Origin of the sequence: Azonexus hydrophilus (genome assembly GCF_038368255.1) — a bacterium.
Lineage (GTDB): Bacteria > Pseudomonadota > Gammaproteobacteria > Burkholderiales > Rhodocyclaceae > Azonexus > Azonexus hydrophilus.
Window position 1 is genome coordinate 233,403 of record NZ_CP151406.1, and the last position, 18,554, is coordinate 251,956.

The window sequence follows — 18,554 nt, forward strand, 5'->3', positions numbered from 1 at the left end:
CAGCCGATTACAATGAAACCCTTATAGAACAGGGGGGATTTCAATGAGCTTTCGTAACCGATTGATGCTGGGCATGGCCCTGATCATCGCCGCCTTCGTCGCTGCCATCGTCGTCGCCTACAGTGGCCTGCGTGCCACCTCGAGCAGCTTTGGCGAGTTTCTCGACGGCACCGGGGCACTGCGCCAGGACTACAGTGAAATGTACGCCCAGGGGCTGCAGATGGGGCAGGCGCTGCGCAACATAACGCTCGACCCGGAAAACCCTCGGGCCTACAAGAACCTCGAAAAGGCACGCGAGGATTTCGCCGCTGCCCGCCAATCGGCGCTGGCCAGCGCCAAAGCGGTAGACGGCTTCAGCGCCTCGCTGGCCACGCTGGAAACCCTGGCCGCCGAACAGTCAGAAGCCCAGAAGCTGGTCATGGCCGCGCTCAAGGCCGGCAATGTCGAGGAAGCCAAGAAATTGATCAACGCCAAGGAGACCCCGGCCTGGCGCAAGCTCAAGCAGGCATTGCTCGACGATCTTGAAGTGCTCAAGCAGAAAACCCAGGAAGAACGCAGCCGGGTCACCGCCGCCGCCGACAATCGCCAGCTCATCACTCTGGTACTGACTGGCCTCGCCATCCTGATCGGCGGCATCAGCGTTTTTTCCACGCTCGCCTACGTCCGTCGCGAGCTCGGCGGCGAGCCGGCCTATGCCCGCGAAGTCGCCAGCACTGTGGCCACCGGCGACCTCAGCCAGACCATCCATGTCGATGCCGCGCAGCAGAACAGCCTGCTCGCCGCGCTGGCCCGCATGCAATCGCAACTGCGGCAACTGGTCGGCACCCTGGCCGACCATGCGCGCGACGTCGAACGCAGTGCCGACCAGGTCGGCAAGGCCACCCAGCAGGTTGCCGACGGCAGCCGGCAGCAACTGAACTACGCGCAGGACATGGTCGACAACGTGCACCAGCTCGCCGCCGGGCTGGGCAGCGTCATGCAGGCCGTCGGCGAAGCCGAGCGCATCGTCGGCGAGTCCAGCGAGACTTCCGGCAGCGGTGCCGAGCTGGCCAGCCGTGCGGCGGCCGAAACCGAGGCCATGGCCGGCTCGGTCAAGGCGACGGCGGCCCATATCCAGGATCTGGGTGCGCAGTCGGCGAAGATCAGTTCCATCCTCGGCGTCATTTCCGACATTGCCAGCCAGACCAACCTGCTCGCCCTCAACGCCGCCATCGAAGCGGCTCGCGCTGGCGAACAGGGCCGCGGTTTTGCCGTGGTTGCCGACGAAGTGCGCAAGCTGGCGGAACGGACCGCGCAATCGACGGCCGAGATCTCGGCCATGGTCGAGAGCATTCAGTCCGGTACCCAGCGCGCAGTCCAGGGCATGGAATCCGGCCTGCTGCAGGTCGGCGAGAGCGTCGAGCTGTCGAACCAGTCACGCCAAGCCTTCGACCGGATGAATGCCAGCTCGCAGGAAGTCAATGCGGTGGTTCGCCGGATCGCCCAGGCAGTCACTATTGAGGACGAAAACGAAAGACTGATCGAATCGCACGTCGAGCAGGTACGCAACCTGATCGCACAAAACGATCAGGCACTGAACGATGTCGTCGACAACGCCGCCCGCCTGAACGCCGTATCGCGGGCACTCAACCAATCGATATCCCGCTTCCGACTGTAAGCTTCAGCTTTTCGGCAGGGCGCGCCGGACCAGGTGCGCCCAGTAGGCGACGCCCAGTTTCAACAGTTCATCGTTGAAGTCGTAGTGCGGGTTGTGCAGGGTGCAACCGCCCGTCCCCGGGCCGTTGCCCAGCCACACGTAGCAGCCCGGTTTTTCCTTGAGCATGTAGGCGAAGTCCTCGGCGCCCATCGACGGCAGGGTGTCGCGCAAGACCTTGTCCTCGCCGAACACCTCGGCCGCCACCTGCTGACAGAAGCGGGCCTCGGCCGGACTGTTGACCGTCGGCGGATAGCGATGGTCGAAACGTACACTGATCTGCGCCCCGTTGGCCGAGGCGATGCCGCTGCACAGGCGTTCGATGGCGCGCTCGACAGCCTCCTGGACGTCGGGCTTGAAGGTGCGGATGGTGCCGCGCATCACGACTTCTTCCGGGATGATGTTCCAGGCCTCACCGGCATGGAACTGGGTGACGCTGACCACGGCGGCGTCGCAGGGATGCAGCGTGCGGCTGACCACGGTCTGAAGCGCCTGCACCAGTTGCGAACCGGTGACGATGGCGTCGATGCCCTGGTGCGGCATCGCCGCGTGGCAGCCGTGACCGCGCACATGAATCTCGAATCCGCAGGTTCCGGCCATCACCGGCCCCGGCATCGCCATCATCTCGCCGACCGGGATTCCCGGCCAGTTGTGCAGGCCGAACACCGCCTCGACCGGAAACTGCTCGAACAGACCGTCCTCGATCATGACCGCCGCGCCGCCCTCGGATTCCTCGGCCGGCTGGAAGATGAAAACGACCGTGCCGTCGAAATCGGGATGGCTCGCCAGGTAACGGGCCGCCCCGAGCAGCATCGCGGTATGGCCGTCGTGGCCGCAGGCGTGCATCTTTCCCGGGTGCTTCGAGTGATGCGGGAATTCGTTCATCTCGGCCAGCGGCAAGGCGTCCATGTCGGCGCGCAGGCCGATCATCCGCGACGAATTGCCGGCCTTGAGCACGCCGACCACGCCGGTACGGGCCAGGCCACGATGCACCGCCAGGCCGTAGCGTTCGAGTTCGCGGGCGACGATGTCGGCGGTGCGGTATTCGTCGAAAGCCAGTTCCGGGTGCGCGTGGATGTCGCGGCGCAGGGCCGTCAGTTCGGCGAGAAAGGGCAAATTGGGAAGGGGGATGGTGGGGGTCATGCCGGTCTCCTTTTTTTCCTATTATGCCGCGGCTTGCCGGCTGCCGCCCCGTTGATTATGCTCTGCCTCCATGGAACTCATTCTCATCAGCGGCCTGTCCGGTTCAGGCAAGTCCGTCGCCCTGCACCTGCTTGAGGACGCCGGTTATTACTGCGTGGACAACCTGCCGGTGGTGATGCTCACGGTACTCGTCGGCATGTTGCGCGAGGAGAAGGTCCGCAAGCTCGCGGTGGCCATCGATGCCCGTTCCGGCGGCGGCATTGGCTTGCTCCCGGAGAAGCTGAAGAAACTCACCGAGGACGGCGTTCGCCACAATTTCCTGTTCCTTCACGCCAGCGAGGAAACGCTGCTCAAGCGCTATTCGGAGACCCGCCGCCGCCACCCGCTGGGCGGCGACAACCGTACGCTGGCCGAATCGATCCACCTGGAAAGCGAGATGCTGGCCCCGATTTCTGACCTCGGCCACCGTATTGACACCAGCAACCTCAAGGCCAATGCGCTGCGCGAGTGGGTGCGCCAGTTCATCGAGACCGAACCTGGCCAGGGCCTGACGCTGATGTTCCAGTCCTTCGGCTTCAAGCACGGACTGCCGCTCGACGCCGACCTGGTCTATGACGTGCGCTGCCTGCCCAACCCGCACTACGATCCCGAGTTGCGCCCGCTGACCGGGCGCGACCGTCCGGTCATCGAATTCCTCGAGGCCCAGCCCGAAGTGGCCCGCATGCGCGACGACATCGCCCGCTTCGTCGGCGACTGGCTGCCCAGCTACGTGCGCGACAACCGCAATTACCTGACCGTCGCCATCGGCTGCACCGGCGGTCAGCACCGCTCGGTCTACCTGGCCGAGACCCTGGCCCGGCAATTCGCCAGTCAGGCCCGCGTCCTGGTCCGCCACCGCACTCTGGCCGGCTGATGCGCTGGCTGGCGCTGCTGCTGCCCGGCGACTGGCTGATCATCGGACTGGCCGCCGCGCTGGTCGGACTGAGCATCCCGATGTTCTGGCAAGGCGGCATGGCTGACCGGGCGATCATCCGCCAGGAAGGCCAGGTCTTCGCCGACATCGACCTCAAAGCCAGGAAGCAGATCGAAGTTCCCGGTCCGCTCGGCACCACCTTGATCGCCGTCGAGCCCGGCCGCGCCCGTGTCGTTTCCGACCCCGGCCCGCGCCAGTACTGCGTCAGGCAAGGCTGGCTGATGCGCCCCGGCGAAATCGCCATCTGCGCCCCCAATCGCGTCAGCCTGCAGATCACCGGCCGGACCCGTGTCTATGACTCGATCAGCTATTGAACTGACCGTCACTGCCGAGGACCGGCGCGTCGCCTGGCTGGCCACCGCCGCCGTCGGCCTGTCGCTGGTCGATGCGGCCATTCCCTCGCCGCTGCCCGGCGTCAAGCCGGGGCTGGCCAATATCGTCACCCTGGTCGTGCTGTTGCGCTACGGCTGGGGCACGGCGGTCTGGGTCAGCGTCCTGCGCGTGCTGGCCGGCAGCCTGCTGCTCGGTTACTTCCTCGCCCCCGGCTTCTTCCTGTCGCTGACCGGAACCACGCTCAGCCTGCTCACGCTCGGTCTGGCCCGCCATTTACCGGCCCGCTGGTTCGGCCCGGTCAGCCTGTCGATCCTCGCCGCCTTTGCCCACATCGGTGGCCAGCTACTGCTCGCCCGCGCCTGGCTGATCCCGCACGACGGCGTCTTCCTGCTCACCCCGGTGTTTGCCGGGGCGGCGCTGGTATTCGGCACCATCAACGGCCTGATCGCGGCTAAACTGCTGGCTGATACGCCTGCCATGGATTCCCCACGATGAGCCAAACCGTCTGCCTCGCCCTGACCGGCGCCTCGGGCATGCCCTACGGCCTGCGCCTGCTCGAATGCCTGCTCGCCGCCGGCTGTCGCGTGCAGTTGCTGTATTCGCAGGCGGCGCAGATCGTGGCCCGTCAGGAAATGGATTTCGAGCTGCCGTCGCGGCCGGCCGAGGCGCGCACCGCCCTGCTCGCCCGCTTCAACGTTGCCCACCCGGAAAACCTGCAGGTTTACGGCCGCGAGGAATGGTTTGCGCCGGTCGCCTCCGGATCCAACCCGCCCGACGCGATGATCGTCTGTCCGTGCACCATGGGCACGCTAGCCTCGATTGCCCAGGGCCTTTCCGACAACCTGATCGAACGCGCCGCCGACGTCGTCCTCAAGGAAGGCCGCAAGCTGGTGCTGGTTCCACGTGAAACCCCGTTCTCGGCGATCCATCTGGAAAACATGCTGCGCCTGTCGCGCGCCGGTGCCGTCATCCTGCCGCCCAGCCCCGGCTTCTACCAGCACCCGCAGAGCGTGCAGGACATCGTCGATTTCGTCGTCGCCCGCGTCCTCGACCAGATAGGCGTCGGTCACACGCTGATGCGGCGCTGGGGCGAGGCCGACTGAGATGGGCTGGTTCGATTTCATGCGTTCGCCCGACGGCGCCGCCATCGAAACCCTGCGCATCCCGCTGTTCCCGCTCAACACCGTGCTCTTCCCCGGCGGCGTGCAGCCGCTGAAGATCTTCGAGCAACGCTATCTGGACATGGCCGCCGCCTGCCTCAAGGAAAACACGCCCTTCGGCATCTGCCTGATCGACGCCGGCGCCGAAGTCGGCGAAGCTGCCGTGCCGCACACCGTCGGTACCCTGGCCCGCATTGCCAACTGGGAAATGGAGCAGCTCGGCATCCTGATGATCGATGCCCTCGGCGGCCGGCGTTTCCGCATCCTCGACCACGAGGTCGGCGCCGACAAGCTGCTGATCGCCAGCGTCGAATTGATCGCCGAGCCGGAAGTGCCGCTGCCACAGCATCGCGAGCGCCTGCTGCCTTTACTCCAGCGCGTGATCGGCGACCTCGGCCCGGCGCGCATGCCGGAACCGCACCGTTACGACGACGCGGCCTGGGTCGGCTACCGTCTGACCGAAGTCCTGCCGGTGCAGAACCTGGCCAAGCAGAAGCTGCTGGAACTCGAAGACCCGCTGAGCCGGCTGGAAATCCTCGAAAAATTCCTCGATCAGCGCAAGCTGCTAGGCTAAACCTGCTGGGTTAAAACTTCTCCGCCCGCAACACCTGTACGTCCGACAGGAAGACGACCAGCTGGTAGCTGGTGAAATACTGCGCTTCCAGGTGGCGGATGACGGTTTCCGCCACCGCCTCGTCGCACAGCACCTCGACCCGGATGTTGGCGCTGGCCGGCCAGGCCGCGTCGCGCCGACCGTGGGCGCCGCTGCCGCGGGCGTCGGAAATCGTGTAGCCGTGCGCGCCGAACTGCGGCAGCTCCTTTTCCAGGCGCTTTTCCAGGGCGGCCTCGCAGACGATGGTCAGCAGCTTGCGGGTTTGCAACGGGCGGTTCATGCGAAAACTCCATGCAGGGTGGTGGCCAGCCAATGATAGGCCGGAATGCCCACCAGCAGGTTGAACGGGAAGGTGATGCCGAGCGCGGCGCCAATCGACAGGCCGGGATTGGCTTCCGGCACGGCAATGCGCATCGCTGCCGGCGCCGCGATGTAGGAGGCGCTGGCGTAAAGCGTCGCCAGCAAGGTCGTGCCACCGACCGACAGGCCGAGCAGCAGGCCGGTGGCAATGCCGATGCCGGCCGACACCAGCGGCATGACGATGGCGAAGCCGGCCAGGAACCAGCCGGCCCGGCGCAGATCGCCGATCCGGCTGGCAGCCACCAGGCCCATTTCGAGCAGGAAGATCGCCAGCATGCCCTTGAACAGGTCGAAGAACAGCTTGTCGAGCGGCTTCAAGCCCTCGCTACCGGCAACCCAGCCGATCACCAGGCCACCCAGCAGGAGGACGATGCTCTTGCCGGCAAAGACCTCGTGCAGCACCTTGCCCCAATCACCGCCACCCTCGCCCCGGCGGGCCAGCCAGATACCGATCATCAGCGCCGGGAATTCGAGCAGGACCAGGAAAACCGTCAGGTAGCCCTCGGCCTCGACGCCCTGCCCGGCCAGGAAGGTACTGCCGACGGCGAAGGTGACGACGCTCACCGAACCGTAGTGGGCAGCAATCGACGCCGCGTCGGCACGCGCCATCTTGCCGGCACGCAGCAGCACCGGAAAGGCGATCAGCGGAATCAGCGCCCCGGCCAGCACCACGCAGGCGGCGGCGAAAACCAGGTCGCCCAGCGGATAGCGCGCCAGTTCGACGCCCCCTTTCAGGCCGATCGCCAGCAGCAGGAAGATGCTCAGCGATTCGTAGAGGACGGCGGGAATGCGCAGGTCTGAGCGGATCAGGCCGGCCAGTGCACCGAGCAGGAAGAAAAGGATGACGGGTTCGAAGGGCATGGAAACATTCCGGCAGGCGGCTGGGCCGCGACGGCGCGACTATCCCTTTTTCGATCGATTAAATCCAATTAAACTTTATCGTCAAATCATTTGCTTTTACTTATATGAACCGCCGCCACATTACCCAGCGTCAGCTCGAAACCTTTGCCAGCGTCGCCCGTCTCGGCAGCTTTTCGCGAGCGGCCGAGACGCTACACCTGACCCAGCCGGCGGTCTCGATCCAGATCAAGCAATTGAGCGAGACGATCGGCCTGCCGCTGTTCGAGCAGATCGGCCGCGACATCCGCCTGACCGCTGCCGGCGAGGAACTGCAGGCGACGGTGCGAGCGCTCGACGACGAATGGGCGCGCTTCGATTCGGCCATCGGTGCCCTGCAGGGCATGCACAGCGGTCGTCTGCGCGTCGCCCTGGTGACCACCGCCAAGTACTTCCTGCCGCGCATGCTCGGCGCCTTCTGCCGCCGCTACCCGGAAATCGACGTCCAGCTGGAAATCACCAACCGCGCCGGCGTCGTCGCCCGCATGCGCGGCAACGAGGACGACCTCTACATCATGTCCCTGCCGCCGGCTGACATGGACATCGTCGTCCGCCCCTTCCTCGACAATCCGCTGGTCGTCATCGCCCCGCTCGACCACCCCGCCGCCGGCCGGCGCTGCACGGCGGCCGAACTGGCCGGCGCATCCTTCCTGCTGCGCGAACCCGGCTCCGGCTCGCGCGCCGCCGTCGACCGTCACCTGCAGCAACTCGGCCTGACACCGACCGTCCGCCTCACCGTCGCCAGCAACGAAGCCATCCGCGACCTCGTCGCCAGCGGCCTCGGCCTGGCCATCCTGTCGCGGCATTCGCTGGCCGCCGACCCCGCCGAACAAGGGCTGGCCATCCTCGACGTCGAACATTTCCCGATCCGCCAGCCGTGGTCCATCGTCCATCTGAAAGGAAAAGTGCTGTCACTGCCTGCACAGGCCTTCATCCGGGAATTGCTGGAAGCCGCCGGCGAATCCCGCGCCCCCGGGCTTCCGGACACAAAAAAGCCCTCCGCAAGACAGGAGGGCTGATTGGACCGGCGACTGGAGCGGGCGAAGGGAATCGAACCCTCCTCATGAGCTTGGGAAGCTCAGGTAATGCCACTATACGACGCCCGCTCGGGCGGTGAAGGCGAGATTCTAGTCCTGGATCACCGGCAATTCAATGCGGGTCCGAGGATTTCCGTCTGTCGCTCGCGCTGCACCAGCCGATTCGGTTTTGTTCTAAATGGTTGCGATATGTAACGATCTGATCACGAATGGTAGCCGATCGTGCCGGGTAAGACATTTTCCCCGGCAGGCACCGCATAATCAGCCGGACCGGAACCCCCGGCAGGATCCAACCATTCCCAGGAGACAAAAATGCGCCACTACCCACACAACAGCCCCAAGGCCATTGCCCGCATCCTCGCCCTCGGCATGCTGATCGACGGCGTGGCCGAACCGGAAGAGTACAAGCTGATCGAACAGGACGACATCCTACGCGCGCTGGGTATCGACAGCCCGCTGCTCGACACGGTGATCCGCGAGTTCTACGAAGACCTCGAACTCGGTCAGTCGATGACCCGCACGCTCGACCAGCGCCTGACGGCCGGCGACCTGTCCCGGGTGCTGGAAGAGGTCAGCCATCCCTTCCTGCAACAGACCCTGCTGCGCGGAATGATGCGGATCGCCCTGGCCAACGACGAATTGAGCGCCGGCGAGGCACGGCTGATCAGGGAAGCACTGATCCAATGGACCAGCGACAAAGGGGTGGGCGGCCTGCCCATCTCCGGCAATCACCCCCGCCGACGCCAGTCGGACCGGGCAGGACTGCCTAACTGAACTGCCGGATCAGGCCTCGGCCAGTTTGCGGTACCGGCCGGCGTGGAACAACAATGGCGCCAGTTGCGGGGCTTCGCTGAATTTCTCGACGCGGCCGACGAAGATCGTGTGATCGCCGCCCGGCAGCGCGCTCTCGTTGGCGACTTCGAAACTGGCGCAGCAACCGGGAAACACCGGTGCGCCACCGACGCCGGCGTGCCAGGGCAGTCCGACAAAGCGGTCGGCCGGCCAGGTGGCAAAGCGGTTGGAGAGATCCTGCTGTTCGGCTGAGAGGATGTTGATTGCGTGGTGGCTGGCCTTGCGGAAGGCTTCCAGATTGTGCGAGCCGTTGTCGAGACACCACAGCACCAGCGCCGGCTGCAGGGAAACCGCCGAGAAGGAATTGACCGTCAGCCCGATCGGATGGCCGTCCGGATCGATCGCCGTGACAATGGCGATGCCGGTGGCAAAGCGGCCAAGGGCATTGCGCAGGGCGCGGGTATCGGTTTGCGGCTGGGTCATGGCATTCACTACGGAAAAAACGCCGTATTATCCCGGCTCCCGCTTCCCGCGTCGAGACGAAATTTGCCGAAAGAACAAAGCTTTGCCCAACGACTGATCGCCTGGCAACAGGCTGCCGGCCGCCACGACCTGCCCTGGCAGGGTAGCCGCGACCCCTACCGGGTCTGGCTGTCGGAAATCATGCTGCAGCAGACCCAGGTCGCCACGGTGATCCCCTATTACCAGCGTTTCCTGAGCAGCTTTCCCGATGTCGTGGCGCTGGCGGCGGCGCCGATCGAGCGCGTCGTCGAACACTGGGCCGGACTCGGTTACTACGCCCGGGCGCGCAACCTGCACCGTTGCGCCCAGCAGATCGTCGCGCAGCATGGCGGGGCTTTCCCGAGAACTGCGGCCGAACTCGCCGAGCTTCCCGGCATCGGCCGGTCGACCGCTGCCGCCATCGCCGCCTTCAGTTTCGGCGAGCGGGCGGCAATCCTCGACGGCAACGTCAAGCGGGTGCTGTGCCGGGTCTTCGGCATTGCCGGATTTCCGGGCTCGGCTCCGGTTGAACGCAAACTCTGGCAACTCGCCGAAAGCCTGCTCCCGGAAACCGGCATCGAGGCCTACACGCAGGGCCTGATGGACCTCGGCGCGACCTTGTGCACGCGCGGCACACCGCACTGTCCGGCCTGTCCCTTTGCCGATGCCTGCGTCGCCCGCCGCGAAGGGCGCCAGAAAACCTTGCCGGAAGCCCGGCCGCGAGCGCCGATGCCGGAACGCAACGCGACCTTCGTGCTGATCACCGACGGCCAGCGCCTGCTACTCGAACGGCGACCGCCGAGCGGCCTGTGGGGTGGCCTGCTGGTGCCACCGGAAGGCGAACCGGAGCAGGTGCTGGCGGCGCGCGGTCTGTGCGCCCTGGCGCAGCGGAAGCTGCCTGACCTGAAACACGCGTTCACGCATTTCCGGCTGACCCTGCAACCGGTGCTCTGCCGTGTCCAGGCGCCTCCGGCAACCGGCGAGACCGGCAGCGCATGGTTGCCGCTGAGCAAAGCCGCTGCGGCTGGCGTACCGACGCCGATTGCCCGCTTGATCAGGCTGGTTGCCAGCGCTCCGGACTGAGCCCCCAACGCTGGAAGCTTTCGGCGCGGACGATCTGCCCGTAGTGGTTACCGACTTTCCTGGCCAGGTCGACCTGCACCGGCGCGCAATACTGGCGCCGCCCGGCGTGGTAGATGACATTGACCACCGGGTTCAACGGTTGCTCGGCATGCACCTGCTCGACCACCGCCAGATGCCCGCTTTCGAGCAGCACCAGGGTACCGACCGGGTAAATGCCAAGGGTGCGGACCAGGCCGGCGACCAGCGCCGGATCGAACTGGCTGCCGCCCTGCTCGTAAAGCTGGCGCAATGCCACCGTCGGCGATAGCGCGGCACGATACGGGCGGTCGGAGGTCATCGCGTCATAGCTATCGACAATCGCCGCCAGCCGGCCGGCCAGTGAAATCCCTTCGCCGGCCATGCGGTAGGGATAGCCGCTGCCGTTGAAACGCTCGTGGTGCTCAAGAACCACCGCCACCGTCGTTTCCGGCAGGCTGGCGGTCGCTTCGAGCACCGCCAGGCCCTCCTCGACATGGCGTTGTACCTGCACATACTCGGCATGCGATAGCTGCCCCGACTTGTCGACCAAACGCGTATCAATGGCCGCCAGCCCGATGTCCTTGAGCAAGGCCCCGAGCGCCATTTTCTCGATTTCGGGCGCGGCCAGCCCCTGCTGACGACCAAGCGCAATGATCAGCGCCGCCGTTGCCACGGCATGGGCACTGTCGTACTCGCCCATCTGCTTGAGCCGGGACAGGGGAACCAGCGCATCGGGATTGCGCGCCACCGATTCGATCATTCGGGCCACCAGCGGCTCCAGACGCAATGCGTCGACCCGCTGCCCGGCCCGGGCCGCATCGGTCAGCTCGTCGAGCAGAACTGCCCCCTCGTTCAACAGGCGGGCCGAACGCCGTCTTTCCTCGCCCAGGGACACCCGTGGCGCAGGCCTGGGCGGCAACATCGGCACCGGCCGACGGGCTTCCTTCGGCGCAGGAACCGGGACATCCTTGCCGCGCCGGGTATCGATGCTGACTTCGACGATACCGTCCTCGCGCAGGCGGTCGATCTGCGCCTGGTCGCGGATCATCAGGCGGTTGCGCCAGAGGCGGTGTTCCAGCCAGGATTTGTGCAGATCAACGACATACATGCCGGGCTGCAAATCGCCGATGGCTATCTTGCGGATCACCGTGAACCGCGCCTGCTCAATCGCCGGCCATCCAGGCCGGAATCAGCCCGGCAACCAGAGCTGAGGATCGATGTTCCATTTTTCGTAGCTTTCGAAACTGGCGACCCGGTCTACCTGGAACTTGGACAGGTCGATGATTTCCGGCGGAATGTAGTGCTTCTGCCCGGTGTGATAGAAGACCCTGATCACGGGTTCAAGCAGATTGCCTTCGTTCTGCTCCAGAACCACGCCGAGGCGCTTGCTTTCGAGCATGACCAGCGAGCCGCTGGGATAGATGCCGATCGAGCGGATGAAGGCCTGGACCAGCTTGGGATCAAAATGATGGCTGCTCCATTCGAGAAGCTTCTTCAGCGCCTGGGTCGGCGCCATACCCTTGTGGTAGACGCGCTCGGAAGTGATCGCATCATAGACATCGACAATTGACGCCATCTGCCCGTACAGCGACACGCCGGCGCCGACCAGGCCACCGGGATAACCCGACCCGTCGAAGCGCTCGTGGTGCTGGGCGGTCACCTGCAAAGCGATGTCGCTGACGCCGCCCGACTCGCGCAACAGGGCAACACCCTCGTCGACATGGTGTTGCATGTGGTCGAATTCGTCGTCGCTCAGCTTGCCCGGCTTGTTCAGGATGCGATCAGGAATACGCGCCTTGCCAACATCGTGCAGCAAGCCACCGAGCGCCAGTTCGCGGATCACCGCCTTGTCGAGTTTCATGCCCCGGCCGAAGGCGACCAGCAGGGCACAGACGCTGACCGAATGCTGGAAGGTATAGTCGTCGTGATTCTTCAGACGATTCAGCGGCAGCAGCGCATCCTGGTTGCGGAAGATCGAATCGACAATGCCCTCGACCAGCGGCTCGACGCGCTCGACCTGAATCTGCTGGCCAAGGCGCACATCGTCCATCATGTTGCGCACGATCTTGTTGGCTTCGCCCTGCAGACGGCGCGCCCGCGCCGCTTCGTCCTTGACGTCGACCTCGATCGGCCGGTCGGATTTCTTCTCGGCAATTTCCTGCAGCCGCCGGTCGAGTTCGGCACTGACCTCGCTGGCACTGCGCGCCTGCCAGACATCGGCACCCTTGACGGTGTCGATGTACACCTCCCTGATACCGAGCTTGACGATCTTGTCCACGGTCGCCATGTCGCGCACGTGGAAAGCGTTGGTCAGGAAGGGATGATCGAGCCAGCCGCAATTGAGGTCATGGATATGCATGCCCGGCTTGAGCTGGTCGGTGGTAATCAGCTTGATCATGCGAGGATTCTAGCAGCCCGCCGCTATAATTCGCCCCCTGATGATCGCCCTCCGTCAACTCACCTTCGCCCGTGCCGCCCGCCCCCTGGTGGTCGACGCCAACCTGCAGATCCACCCCGGCTGGAAAGTCGGCGTGGTTGGCGCCAATGGCTGCGGCAAATCCAGCCTGTTCGCGCTGCTCGCCGGCGAACTGCACGCCGAAGCTGGCGACTGCGAGATCCCGGCCAGTTGGCAGATCGCCCGCGTCACCCAGGAAACCCCGGCCCTGCCCGACGCCGCGCTCGATTTCGTGCTCGACGGCGACCTCGAACTGCGCCGCGTCGAACGCGAACTGGCCGACGCCGAGGCTCGCGGCGACGGCGAGGCGATCGGCCACCTGCACACCCGCTACGCCGACATCGACGGCTATTCGGCCAAGGCGCGCGCCGCCGAGGTGCTGCACGGACTCGGTTTCACCGACGCCGACTTCGCCCGGCCGGTCGCCGACTTCTCCGGCGGCTGGCGAGTCCGCCTCAATCTCGCCCGCGCCCTGTCCTGCCGCGCCGACCTCCTGCTGCTCGACGAGCCGACCAACCATCTCGACCTCGACGCCGTGCTCTGGCTGGAACAATGGCTGAAGACGACGCCGGCGACGCTGCTGCTGATCTCGCACGACCGCGACTTCCTCGACGCCGTGGTCGGCCAGATCATCGCCATCGACCAGCAGAAGCTGACGCTGACCACGGGCGGCTACTCCGACTACGAACGTGCCAAGGCCGCCCGCCTGGCCGCCCAGCAATCGGCTTTCGCCGCGCAGCAGCGCGAGATCGCCAAGCTGACCCGCTTCGTCGAGCGCTTCAAGGCCAAGGCGACCAAGGCACGCCAGGCGCAGAGCCGGGTCAAGATGCTCGAACGCATGGAAATCGTCGCCGCCGCGCACGTCGACTCGCCCTTCCATTTCAGCTTCCGCGCGCCGGAAAGCCTGCCCGATCCGCTGCTGGTCATCGAGAATGCCAGTGCCGGTTACGTCGACCGCAAGATTCTCGACAACATCACGCTGACGCTGCGCCCGGGCTGCCGCATCGGCCTGCTCGGCCGCAACGGCGCCGGCAAGTCGACGCTGATCAAGCTGCTCGCCGGCGCCTTCGCCCAGCAGGGCGGCGAGGAAAAAGGAAACCGCAGGGAAGCCAAGGCGCTCAACATCGGCTACTTCGCCCAGCACCAGCTCGAACAACTGCGCCCCGACGAATCGCCGCTGCAGCACCTGCAACGCCTTGAACCGCTGACGCCGGAACAGGAACTTCGCGATTACCTGGGCGGTTTCGACTTCCGCGGCGACATGGCGACACGCGCCGTCGAACCCTTCTCCGGCGGCGAGAAATCGCGCCTGGCGCTGGCCCTGCTGATCCGCACCAAGCCCAACCTGCTGCTGCTCGACGAACCGACCAACCACCTCGACCTGGAAATGCGCGAGGCGCTGACCTTCGCCATGCAGGAATTCGAGGGCGGCATGGTCGTCGTCTCGCACGACCGCCACCTGCTGCGCACCTGCGCCGACGAACTGCTGCTCGTCGACAACGGCCGGGCAACGCCTTTCGACGGCGACCTCGACGACTACGCCGCCTGGCTGGCAGCGCAGCGCAACGCCGAGAAGGCAGCGGCACCCGACGTCGCTGCCGAGAAAAGCGAACGCCTGCAGCAACGCGCCGACGCCAAGGCCAACCGGCAGGCCCTGCTCGCCCAGCGGCGCACGCTGAGCAAGGAAATCGAGCAGATCGACCGCAAGCTGGCCAAGTGGCAGGCAGAGAAGGCGGCGCTCGACGCGCAATTCGCCGAGCCCGATTTTTACACCAAGGTAGACCGCGCCAGAAGCGAAGAAATGCATCGCCAGGCCAATACCCTTGGCGAGCAGATCGACGAAGCCGAGCTGCGCTGGCTGGAATTGCACGAAGCACTCGAAGCACTGCCGTCCGCCGATTCCGCATAAACCCTGACGGCCTTACGGTCTATAATCCTGTGCTTATGTGTCTCCGGATTGTCGTATGCGCCACCTGAGCTTGTTCGTCTGCGCCCTGTCGCTGGCCCTTGGCCTTATCCTGCCGCATCCGGCCACAGCCGCCGAAAAGCCGGCCGGCACCCCGCTGACCCTCGGCATCGTTCCCTACATGAGCACCGGCATGCTGCTGCGCACTCATGCGGCGCTGGCCCAGAGCCTGGAAAGCAGCCTGCAGCGCCCGGTCAATCTGCGTACCGCTCCAGATTACAAAAGCTTTTTCCAGCGCCTGCGCGCTGGCGACTACGATATTGCGATCACCCCGCCGCATTACGGCTGGCTGGCGATTCGCGACCATGGTTTCCAGCCGCTGCTGGTTCACCGCGACCCGATTCGCGGCATTCTGGTCAGTGCCGCCGACCAACCAGTCAAGAACATCGCCGACTTGCGCGGCGCCAGCATTGCCGTCACCGACCGCAGCGCACTGATGGCCATCCTGGGCGCGCAGACCCTGGCCGACGAGGGGTTGGTCGAGAACCAGGACTACCAGTTCGTCAGCGCCGTCTCGCACTCCAGCGCAATCCACAATGCGATTACCGGCAAGACCCGCGCCGCCCTGGTCAATGCCACCAGCCTGGTCCTGTCGCCGCCGGAAATTCGCCAACGCACCCAGGTCTGGCGCGACCTGGCCGTTTTCCCGGGTCAGTTCTACATCGCCCACGCCCGCCTGGGCGAGGACTACAAAGCGGTAATCGCCGCGCTGCAAGCTTTCGAACGCTCGCCGGCGGGCCAGGAATTCTTCACCAATACGGCTCAGGGCGGTTTCCGCGCGCTCACCGCCGACGACCGCAAGACGCTGGAACGCGCACTGCCCGAAACCCGCCGGCAGCTGCGCGAAGCGGATCAAAAATGACGCTGCTGCCCCGCTCGTTGCGCGGGCGCCTGATCGTCCTGACGGTGATCGTCGAGGTCGTGATGATTTCGGCCATACTGTGGAACAGCCAGCGCCTTGCCGAAACCCACCTGCTCCAGCAATTCGAGCTGCGCCGGGCTGAAACCAGCCGCCTGATGCGGGCCGCGCTGGCGCCGGCCATGGCCCAGCACGACTACGCCGCCATCAGCGAAATCCTGAACGACGCACGCCAGTTGCAGGGGATGAGCTATCTGGTCATGTTCGACGACGAAGACCGGCGCATCGCCTCGGCGTCGGCCAGCGAACTGCCCGGGCAAAGCGCCGTGGAATTCCTCTCGGGACTACCCGAGGACAGCAGCCGCATGGACTTCCACATCGCCATGGAAATCGAAGGCCGGCACTACGGCGAACTGCTGATCGGACTCGACCTGCACTTCCTGAATACCGCCCGGCGCGACATCCTGACCCAGAACATCCTGCTCGCCCTATTCGGCATCCTGCTGACCACCGGCGTGCTGACCGCCATCGCACTGTGGCTGACCCGCCACCTGAGCGCGCTGTCGAACGCCAGCCGCGCCCTGGCGCAAGGCGAGCGCTTTTCGCCGCTGCCCAGTGGTGACAACGACGATATCGGCCGCGTCGTCACCGCCTTCAACGCCATGGCCACCGCCCTGAATGCCCGCATGGTGGAACTCGAGGCAGCCGAGCTGACCCAGCGCGAACTGGCTGAACGCCTGCTCTACATGGCCGAAAGCGACCCGCTGACCGGGCTGGCCAACCGGGCCCGCTTCTCGGCCGAACTCGAACGTGCACTGGAACACGTGCATCGCGGACCGGAATACCATGGCGCGCTGCTTTACTTCGACATCGACGAATTCAAGACGATCAACGACACCTTTGGCCATCGCGCTGGCGACAACGTCCTGCTGCGCGCCGCCAACACCATCGGCAAGATCGTCCGCGCCGACGAAATGCTCGCCCGCCTGGGTGGCGACGAGTTCGTCATCCTCGCCCCCGGGGCCGACCGGGCCGGCGCCCAGGCGCTGGCCGAACGCATCGTCAATGCCGTACGCAGCATCGCCTTCGATTTCTCCGGCCATCAGCTCGGCCTGACCATCAGCCTCGGCATCGCGCTTTTCCCGGAACACGGTGACAGCAGCGAGAACATCGTTTCCCACGCCGACGCCGCGATGTACCAGGCCAAGTCCAGCGGCAAGAACTGCTGGCGCATCTACCGGCCCGATCTCGACGACTCCGAGCAGATGCTCCACCAACTGGGCTGGAACGACCGCATCCAGCGCGCGCTCGACGAGCGGCGCCTGGTCCTGCATTTCCAGGGCATCCACTCGGTGCGCACCGGCACCGTCGCCCATTACGAAGCCCTGGTCCGGATGATCGATCCAGACAGCCCCGATTCGCTGCTGATGCCGTGCAAGTTCATCCCCGCCGCCGAAAAGAGCGGGCGCATTCTCGACATCGACCGCTGGGTGATCAGCGACGCCATCCGCGTGCTCGCCGAAGAACCCGATCTGCCGGCCCTGGCCATCAACATTTCCGCCCGCTCCTTCGGCGAACCGGGACTGGCCGAATTGATCCGCAGCAAGCTGGCGGCGTTCGAGGTCGAGCCGCAGCGACTCATCGTCGAATTGACCGAGACCGCTGCCCTGGCCAACATCCATGACGCCGAGACCTTCATGGACGACCTGCACCGTCTCGGCTGCACCGTCTGCCTCGACGATTTCGGCGTCGGCTTCTCGTCCTTCGCCTATCTGAAGCAGTTGCCCGCCGATGTGCTCAAGATCGACGGCATGTTCATCCGCAACCTGGCCGACGATCCCAGCGACCAGGTCTTCGTCCGCGCCATCGTCGAAGTCGCGCGCGGTCTGGGCAAGAAAACGGTGGCCGAGTTCGTCGGCAGCGCGCGGACGCTGGAAATCCTGCGCGGCCTCGGTGTCGATTACGCACAGGGCTACTACCTTTCCCACCCGGAAGCCGTAATCCAGACGGGTTAATCGGGTAAAATCGCGTTTTTTCGCCGTCTCAGGGAGTTTCGCCGTGCAAATCGTCTGTCTTGACCTCGAAGGGGTACTCGTCCCCGAAATCTGGATCGAATTCGCCGAGCGCACCGGCATTCCCGAACTCAAGCGCACGACGCGCGACGAACCCGATTACGACAAGCTGATGACCTATCGCCTGAACATCCTGCGCGAGAAGAAGCTCGGTCTGCCGGACATCCAGAAGGTGATCGCCGAAATGGGCCCGATGCAGGGCGCCCGCGCCTTCCTCGACCAACTGCGCGAAGATTACCAGGTCATCATCCTGTCCGACACCTTCTACGAATTCGCCCACCCGCTGATGCGCCAGCTCGGCTGGCCGACGCTGTTCTGCCATTCGCTCGAAGCCGACGCCGACGGCATGCTGGTCAATTACCACCTGCGCATGCCGAACCAGAAGCAGGAGGCGGTCAAGCGTTTCAAGGAACTGAACTTCACCATCGTCGCCGCCGGCGATTCGTACAACGACACGGCGATGCTCGGCGAAGCCCACGGCGGCATCCTCTTCCACCCGCCGGAAAACGTCATCCGCGAATTCCCGCAGTTCCCGGTGGTACGCGACTACGACGCGCTGCGCGCCGAAATCGACAAAGCATTCGCCAAGGCCGCCTGAC

At 65.2% G+C, this 18,554-nt stretch carries 19 protein-coding genes and 1 tRNA gene; 13 read left to right on the forward strand and 7 right to left on the reverse strand.

Annotated features, from left to right (window positions below; translation table 11 throughout):
• Window positions 1–43 precede the first annotated feature (43 nt).
• Entirely contained in the window at window positions 44–1,657 is a 1,614-nt protein-coding gene (locus tag AADV58_RS01110) for a methyl-accepting chemotaxis protein (protein WP_341743837.1), read from the forward strand.
• A 3-nt stretch (window positions 1,658–1,660) separates the two neighbouring features.
• Here the strand turns inward: AADV58_RS01110 and AADV58_RS01115 are convergent, their stop codons facing one another.
• Window positions 1,661–2,836, reverse strand: coding sequence for a M20 aminoacylase family protein (locus tag AADV58_RS01115; RefSeq protein ID WP_341743838.1), 1,176 nt, complete (start codon window positions 2,834–2,836; stop codon window positions 1,661–1,663).
• 70 nt (window positions 2,837–2,906) lie between these two features.
• On the opposite strand from AADV58_RS01115, the gene rapZ reads away from it, so the two are divergent.
• From rapZ to AADV58_RS01140, 5 genes are read left to right on the forward strand one after another with little or no spacing between them, the layout of a single operon-like run.
• On the forward strand, window positions 2,907–3,749 hold the full coding sequence (gene rapZ / locus AADV58_RS01120; RefSeq protein ID WP_341743839.1) for an RNase adapter RapZ: 843 nt from the start codon (window positions 2,907–2,909) through the stop codon (window positions 3,747–3,749).
• On the forward strand, window positions 3,749–4,123 hold the full coding sequence (locus tag AADV58_RS01125; protein WP_341743840.1) for a NusG domain II-containing protein: 375 nt from the start codon (window positions 3,749–3,751) through the stop codon (window positions 4,121–4,123). The genes rapZ and AADV58_RS01125 overlap by 1 nt, the downstream gene beginning before the upstream one ends.
• Entirely contained in the window at window positions 4,104–4,637 is a 534-nt protein-coding gene (locus AADV58_RS01130; protein WP_341743841.1) for a Gx transporter family protein, read from the forward strand. The genes AADV58_RS01125 and AADV58_RS01130 overlap by 20 nt, the downstream gene beginning before the upstream one ends.
• On the forward strand, window positions 4,634–5,245 hold the full coding sequence (locus tag AADV58_RS01135; RefSeq protein WP_028994000.1) for a flavin prenyltransferase UbiX: 612 nt from the start codon (window positions 4,634–4,636) through the stop codon (window positions 5,243–5,245). The genes AADV58_RS01130 and AADV58_RS01135 overlap by 4 nt, the downstream gene beginning before the upstream one ends.
• Before the next feature lie 19 nt (window positions 5,246–5,264).
• Complete coding sequence (locus AADV58_RS01140) at window positions 5,265–5,876, forward strand: LON peptidase substrate-binding domain-containing protein (protein ID WP_341743842.1); 612 nt, start codon at window positions 5,265–5,267, stop codon at window positions 5,874–5,876.
• Between the two features lie 10 nt (window positions 5,877–5,886).
• Here the strand turns inward: AADV58_RS01140 and AADV58_RS01145 are convergent, their stop codons facing one another.
• Entirely contained in the window at window positions 5,887–6,195 is a 309-nt protein-coding gene (locus AADV58_RS01145) for a P-II family nitrogen regulator (RefSeq protein WP_028993998.1), read from the reverse strand.
• Window positions 6,192–7,136, reverse strand: coding sequence for a sodium-dependent bicarbonate transport family permease (locus tag AADV58_RS01150; RefSeq protein WP_028993997.1), 945 nt, complete (start codon window positions 7,134–7,136; stop codon window positions 6,192–6,194). Before AADV58_RS01150 ends, AADV58_RS01145 begins: the two co-directional genes overlap by 4 nt.
• 104 nt (window positions 7,137–7,240) lie before the next feature.
• Between AADV58_RS01150 and AADV58_RS01155 the strand changes: the two genes are divergently transcribed.
• The gene (locus AADV58_RS01155) at window positions 7,241–8,191 is read left to right on the forward strand and encodes a LysR family transcriptional regulator (RefSeq protein ID WP_028993996.1); all 951 of its coding nucleotides are present in this window, start codon (window positions 7,241–7,243) and stop codon (window positions 8,189–8,191) included.
• A gap of 13 nt (window positions 8,192–8,204) precedes the next feature.
• Here AADV58_RS01155 and AADV58_RS01160 read toward each other — a convergent pair.
• A tRNA-Gly gene (locus tag AADV58_RS01160) sits at window positions 8,205–8,278 on the reverse strand.
• 243 nt (window positions 8,279–8,521) lie between these two features.
• On the opposite strand from AADV58_RS01160, the gene AADV58_RS01165 reads away from it, so the two are divergent.
• Window positions 8,522–8,983, forward strand: a complete 462-nt coding sequence (locus AADV58_RS01165; RefSeq protein ID WP_341743843.1) for a hypothetical protein — start codon at window positions 8,522–8,524, stop codon at window positions 8,981–8,983.
• A gap of 9 nt (window positions 8,984–8,992) precedes the next feature.
• Here AADV58_RS01165 and AADV58_RS01170 read toward each other — a convergent pair whose 3' ends face one another.
• Window positions 8,993–9,484 carry a flavin reductase family protein gene (locus tag AADV58_RS01170; protein ID WP_341743844.1) on the reverse strand — a complete coding sequence of 164 codons (492 nt, stop codon included), beginning with the start codon at window positions 9,482–9,484 and terminating at the stop codon, window positions 8,993–8,995.
• 63 nt (window positions 9,485–9,547) lie between these two features.
• Between AADV58_RS01170 and mutY the strand changes: the two genes are divergently transcribed.
• Window positions 9,548–10,585 carry an A/G-specific adenine glycosylase gene (mutY, locus tag AADV58_RS01175; protein WP_341743845.1) on the forward strand — a complete coding sequence of 346 codons (1,038 nt, stop codon included), beginning with the start codon at window positions 9,548–9,550 and terminating at the stop codon, window positions 10,583–10,585.
• On the opposite strand, the gene AADV58_RS01180 is transcribed toward mutY, so the two are convergent.
• Window positions 10,557–11,750, reverse strand: a complete 1,194-nt coding sequence (locus AADV58_RS01180) for an HD-GYP domain-containing protein (protein ID WP_341743846.1) — start codon at window positions 11,748–11,750, stop codon at window positions 10,557–10,559. The genes mutY and AADV58_RS01180 overlap by 29 nt on opposite strands.
• A gap of 42 nt (window positions 11,751–11,792) precedes the next feature.
• Window positions 11,793–13,001: an HD-GYP domain-containing protein gene (locus AADV58_RS01185; protein ID WP_341743847.1), complete on the reverse strand. Its 1,209-nt coding sequence runs from the start codon at window positions 12,999–13,001 to the stop codon at window positions 11,793–11,795.
• A gap of 40 nt (window positions 13,002–13,041) precedes the next feature.
• On the opposite strand from AADV58_RS01185, the gene AADV58_RS01190 reads away from it, so the two are divergent.
• The 4 genes from AADV58_RS01190 to thrH are packed head-to-tail and all read left to right on the forward strand — an operon-like array spanning window position 13,042 to window position 18,553.
• On the forward strand, window positions 13,042–14,967 hold the full coding sequence (locus tag AADV58_RS01190) for an ATP-binding cassette domain-containing protein (protein WP_341743848.1): 1,926 nt from the start codon (window positions 13,042–13,044) through the stop codon (window positions 14,965–14,967).
• Window positions 14,968–15,022: 55 nt separating this feature from the next.
• Window positions 15,023–15,886 carry a phosphate/phosphite/phosphonate ABC transporter substrate-binding protein gene (locus tag AADV58_RS01195; RefSeq protein WP_341743849.1) on the forward strand — a complete coding sequence of 288 codons (864 nt, stop codon included), beginning with the start codon at window positions 15,023–15,025 and terminating at the stop codon, window positions 15,884–15,886.
• The gene (locus tag AADV58_RS01200; RefSeq protein WP_341743850.1) at window positions 15,883–17,898 is read left to right on the forward strand and encodes a putative bifunctional diguanylate cyclase/phosphodiesterase; all 2,016 of its coding nucleotides are present in this window, start codon (window positions 15,883–15,885) and stop codon (window positions 17,896–17,898) included. Before AADV58_RS01195 ends, AADV58_RS01200 begins: the two co-directional genes overlap by 4 nt.
• Window positions 17,899–17,941: 43 nt before the next feature.
• Complete coding sequence (gene thrH / locus AADV58_RS01205) at window positions 17,942–18,553, forward strand: bifunctional phosphoserine phosphatase/homoserine phosphotransferase ThrH (RefSeq protein WP_028993987.1); 612 nt, start codon at window positions 17,942–17,944, stop codon at window positions 18,551–18,553.
• The last annotated feature ends 1 nt before the right edge of the window (window position 18,554 follow it).

Coding starts and splice junctions, on each gene's coding strand:
- AADV58_RS01140 (WP_341743842.1), top strand. CDS start 5,265: ATGCGTTCGCCCGACGGCGCCGCCATCGAAACCCTGCGCATCCCGCTG.
- AADV58_RS01125 (WP_341743840.1), top strand. CDS start 3,749: ATGCGCTGGCTGGCGCTGCTGCTGCCCGGCGACTGGCTGATCATCGGA.
- AADV58_RS01110 (WP_341743837.1), top strand. CDS start 44: ATGAGCTTTCGTAACCGATTGATGCTGGGCATGGCCCTGATCATCGCC.
- AADV58_RS01115 (WP_341743838.1), bottom strand. CDS start 2,836: ATGACCCCCACCATCCCCCTTCCCAATTTGCCCTTTCTCGCCGAACTG.
- AADV58_RS01190 (WP_341743848.1), top strand. CDS start 13,042: ATGATCGCCCTCCGTCAACTCACCTTCGCCCGTGCCGCCCGCCCCCTG.
- AADV58_RS01195 (WP_341743849.1), top strand. CDS start 15,023: ATGCGCCACCTGAGCTTGTTCGTCTGCGCCCTGTCGCTGGCCCTTGGC.
- AADV58_RS01185 (WP_341743847.1), bottom strand. CDS start 13,001: ATGATCAAGCTGATTACCACCGACCAGCTCAAGCCGGGCATGCATATC.
- AADV58_RS01130 (WP_341743841.1), top strand. CDS start 4,104: ATGACTCGATCAGCTATTGAACTGACCGTCACTGCCGAGGACCGGCGC.
- AADV58_RS01145 (WP_028993998.1), bottom strand. CDS start 6,195: ATGAACCGCCCGTTGCAAACCCGCAAGCTGCTGACCATCGTCTGCGAG.
- AADV58_RS01200 (WP_341743850.1), top strand. CDS start 15,883: ATGACGCTGCTGCCCCGCTCGTTGCGCGGGCGCCTGATCGTCCTGACG.
- AADV58_RS01170 (WP_341743844.1), bottom strand. CDS start 9,484: ATGACCCAGCCGCAAACCGATACCCGCGCCCTGCGCAATGCCCTTGGC.
- AADV58_RS01165 (WP_341743843.1), top strand. CDS start 8,522: ATGCGCCACTACCCACACAACAGCCCCAAGGCCATTGCCCGCATCCTC.
- AADV58_RS01135 (WP_028994000.1), top strand. CDS start 4,634: ATGAGCCAAACCGTCTGCCTCGCCCTGACCGGCGCCTCGGGCATGCCC.
- AADV58_RS01150 (WP_028993997.1), bottom strand. CDS start 7,136: ATGCCCTTCGAACCCGTCATCCTTTTCTTCCTGCTCGGTGCACTGGCC.
- rapZ (WP_341743839.1), top strand. CDS start 2,907: ATGGAACTCATTCTCATCAGCGGCCTGTCCGGTTCAGGCAAGTCCGTC.
- AADV58_RS01155 (WP_028993996.1), top strand. CDS start 7,241: ATGAACCGCCGCCACATTACCCAGCGTCAGCTCGAAACCTTTGCCAGC.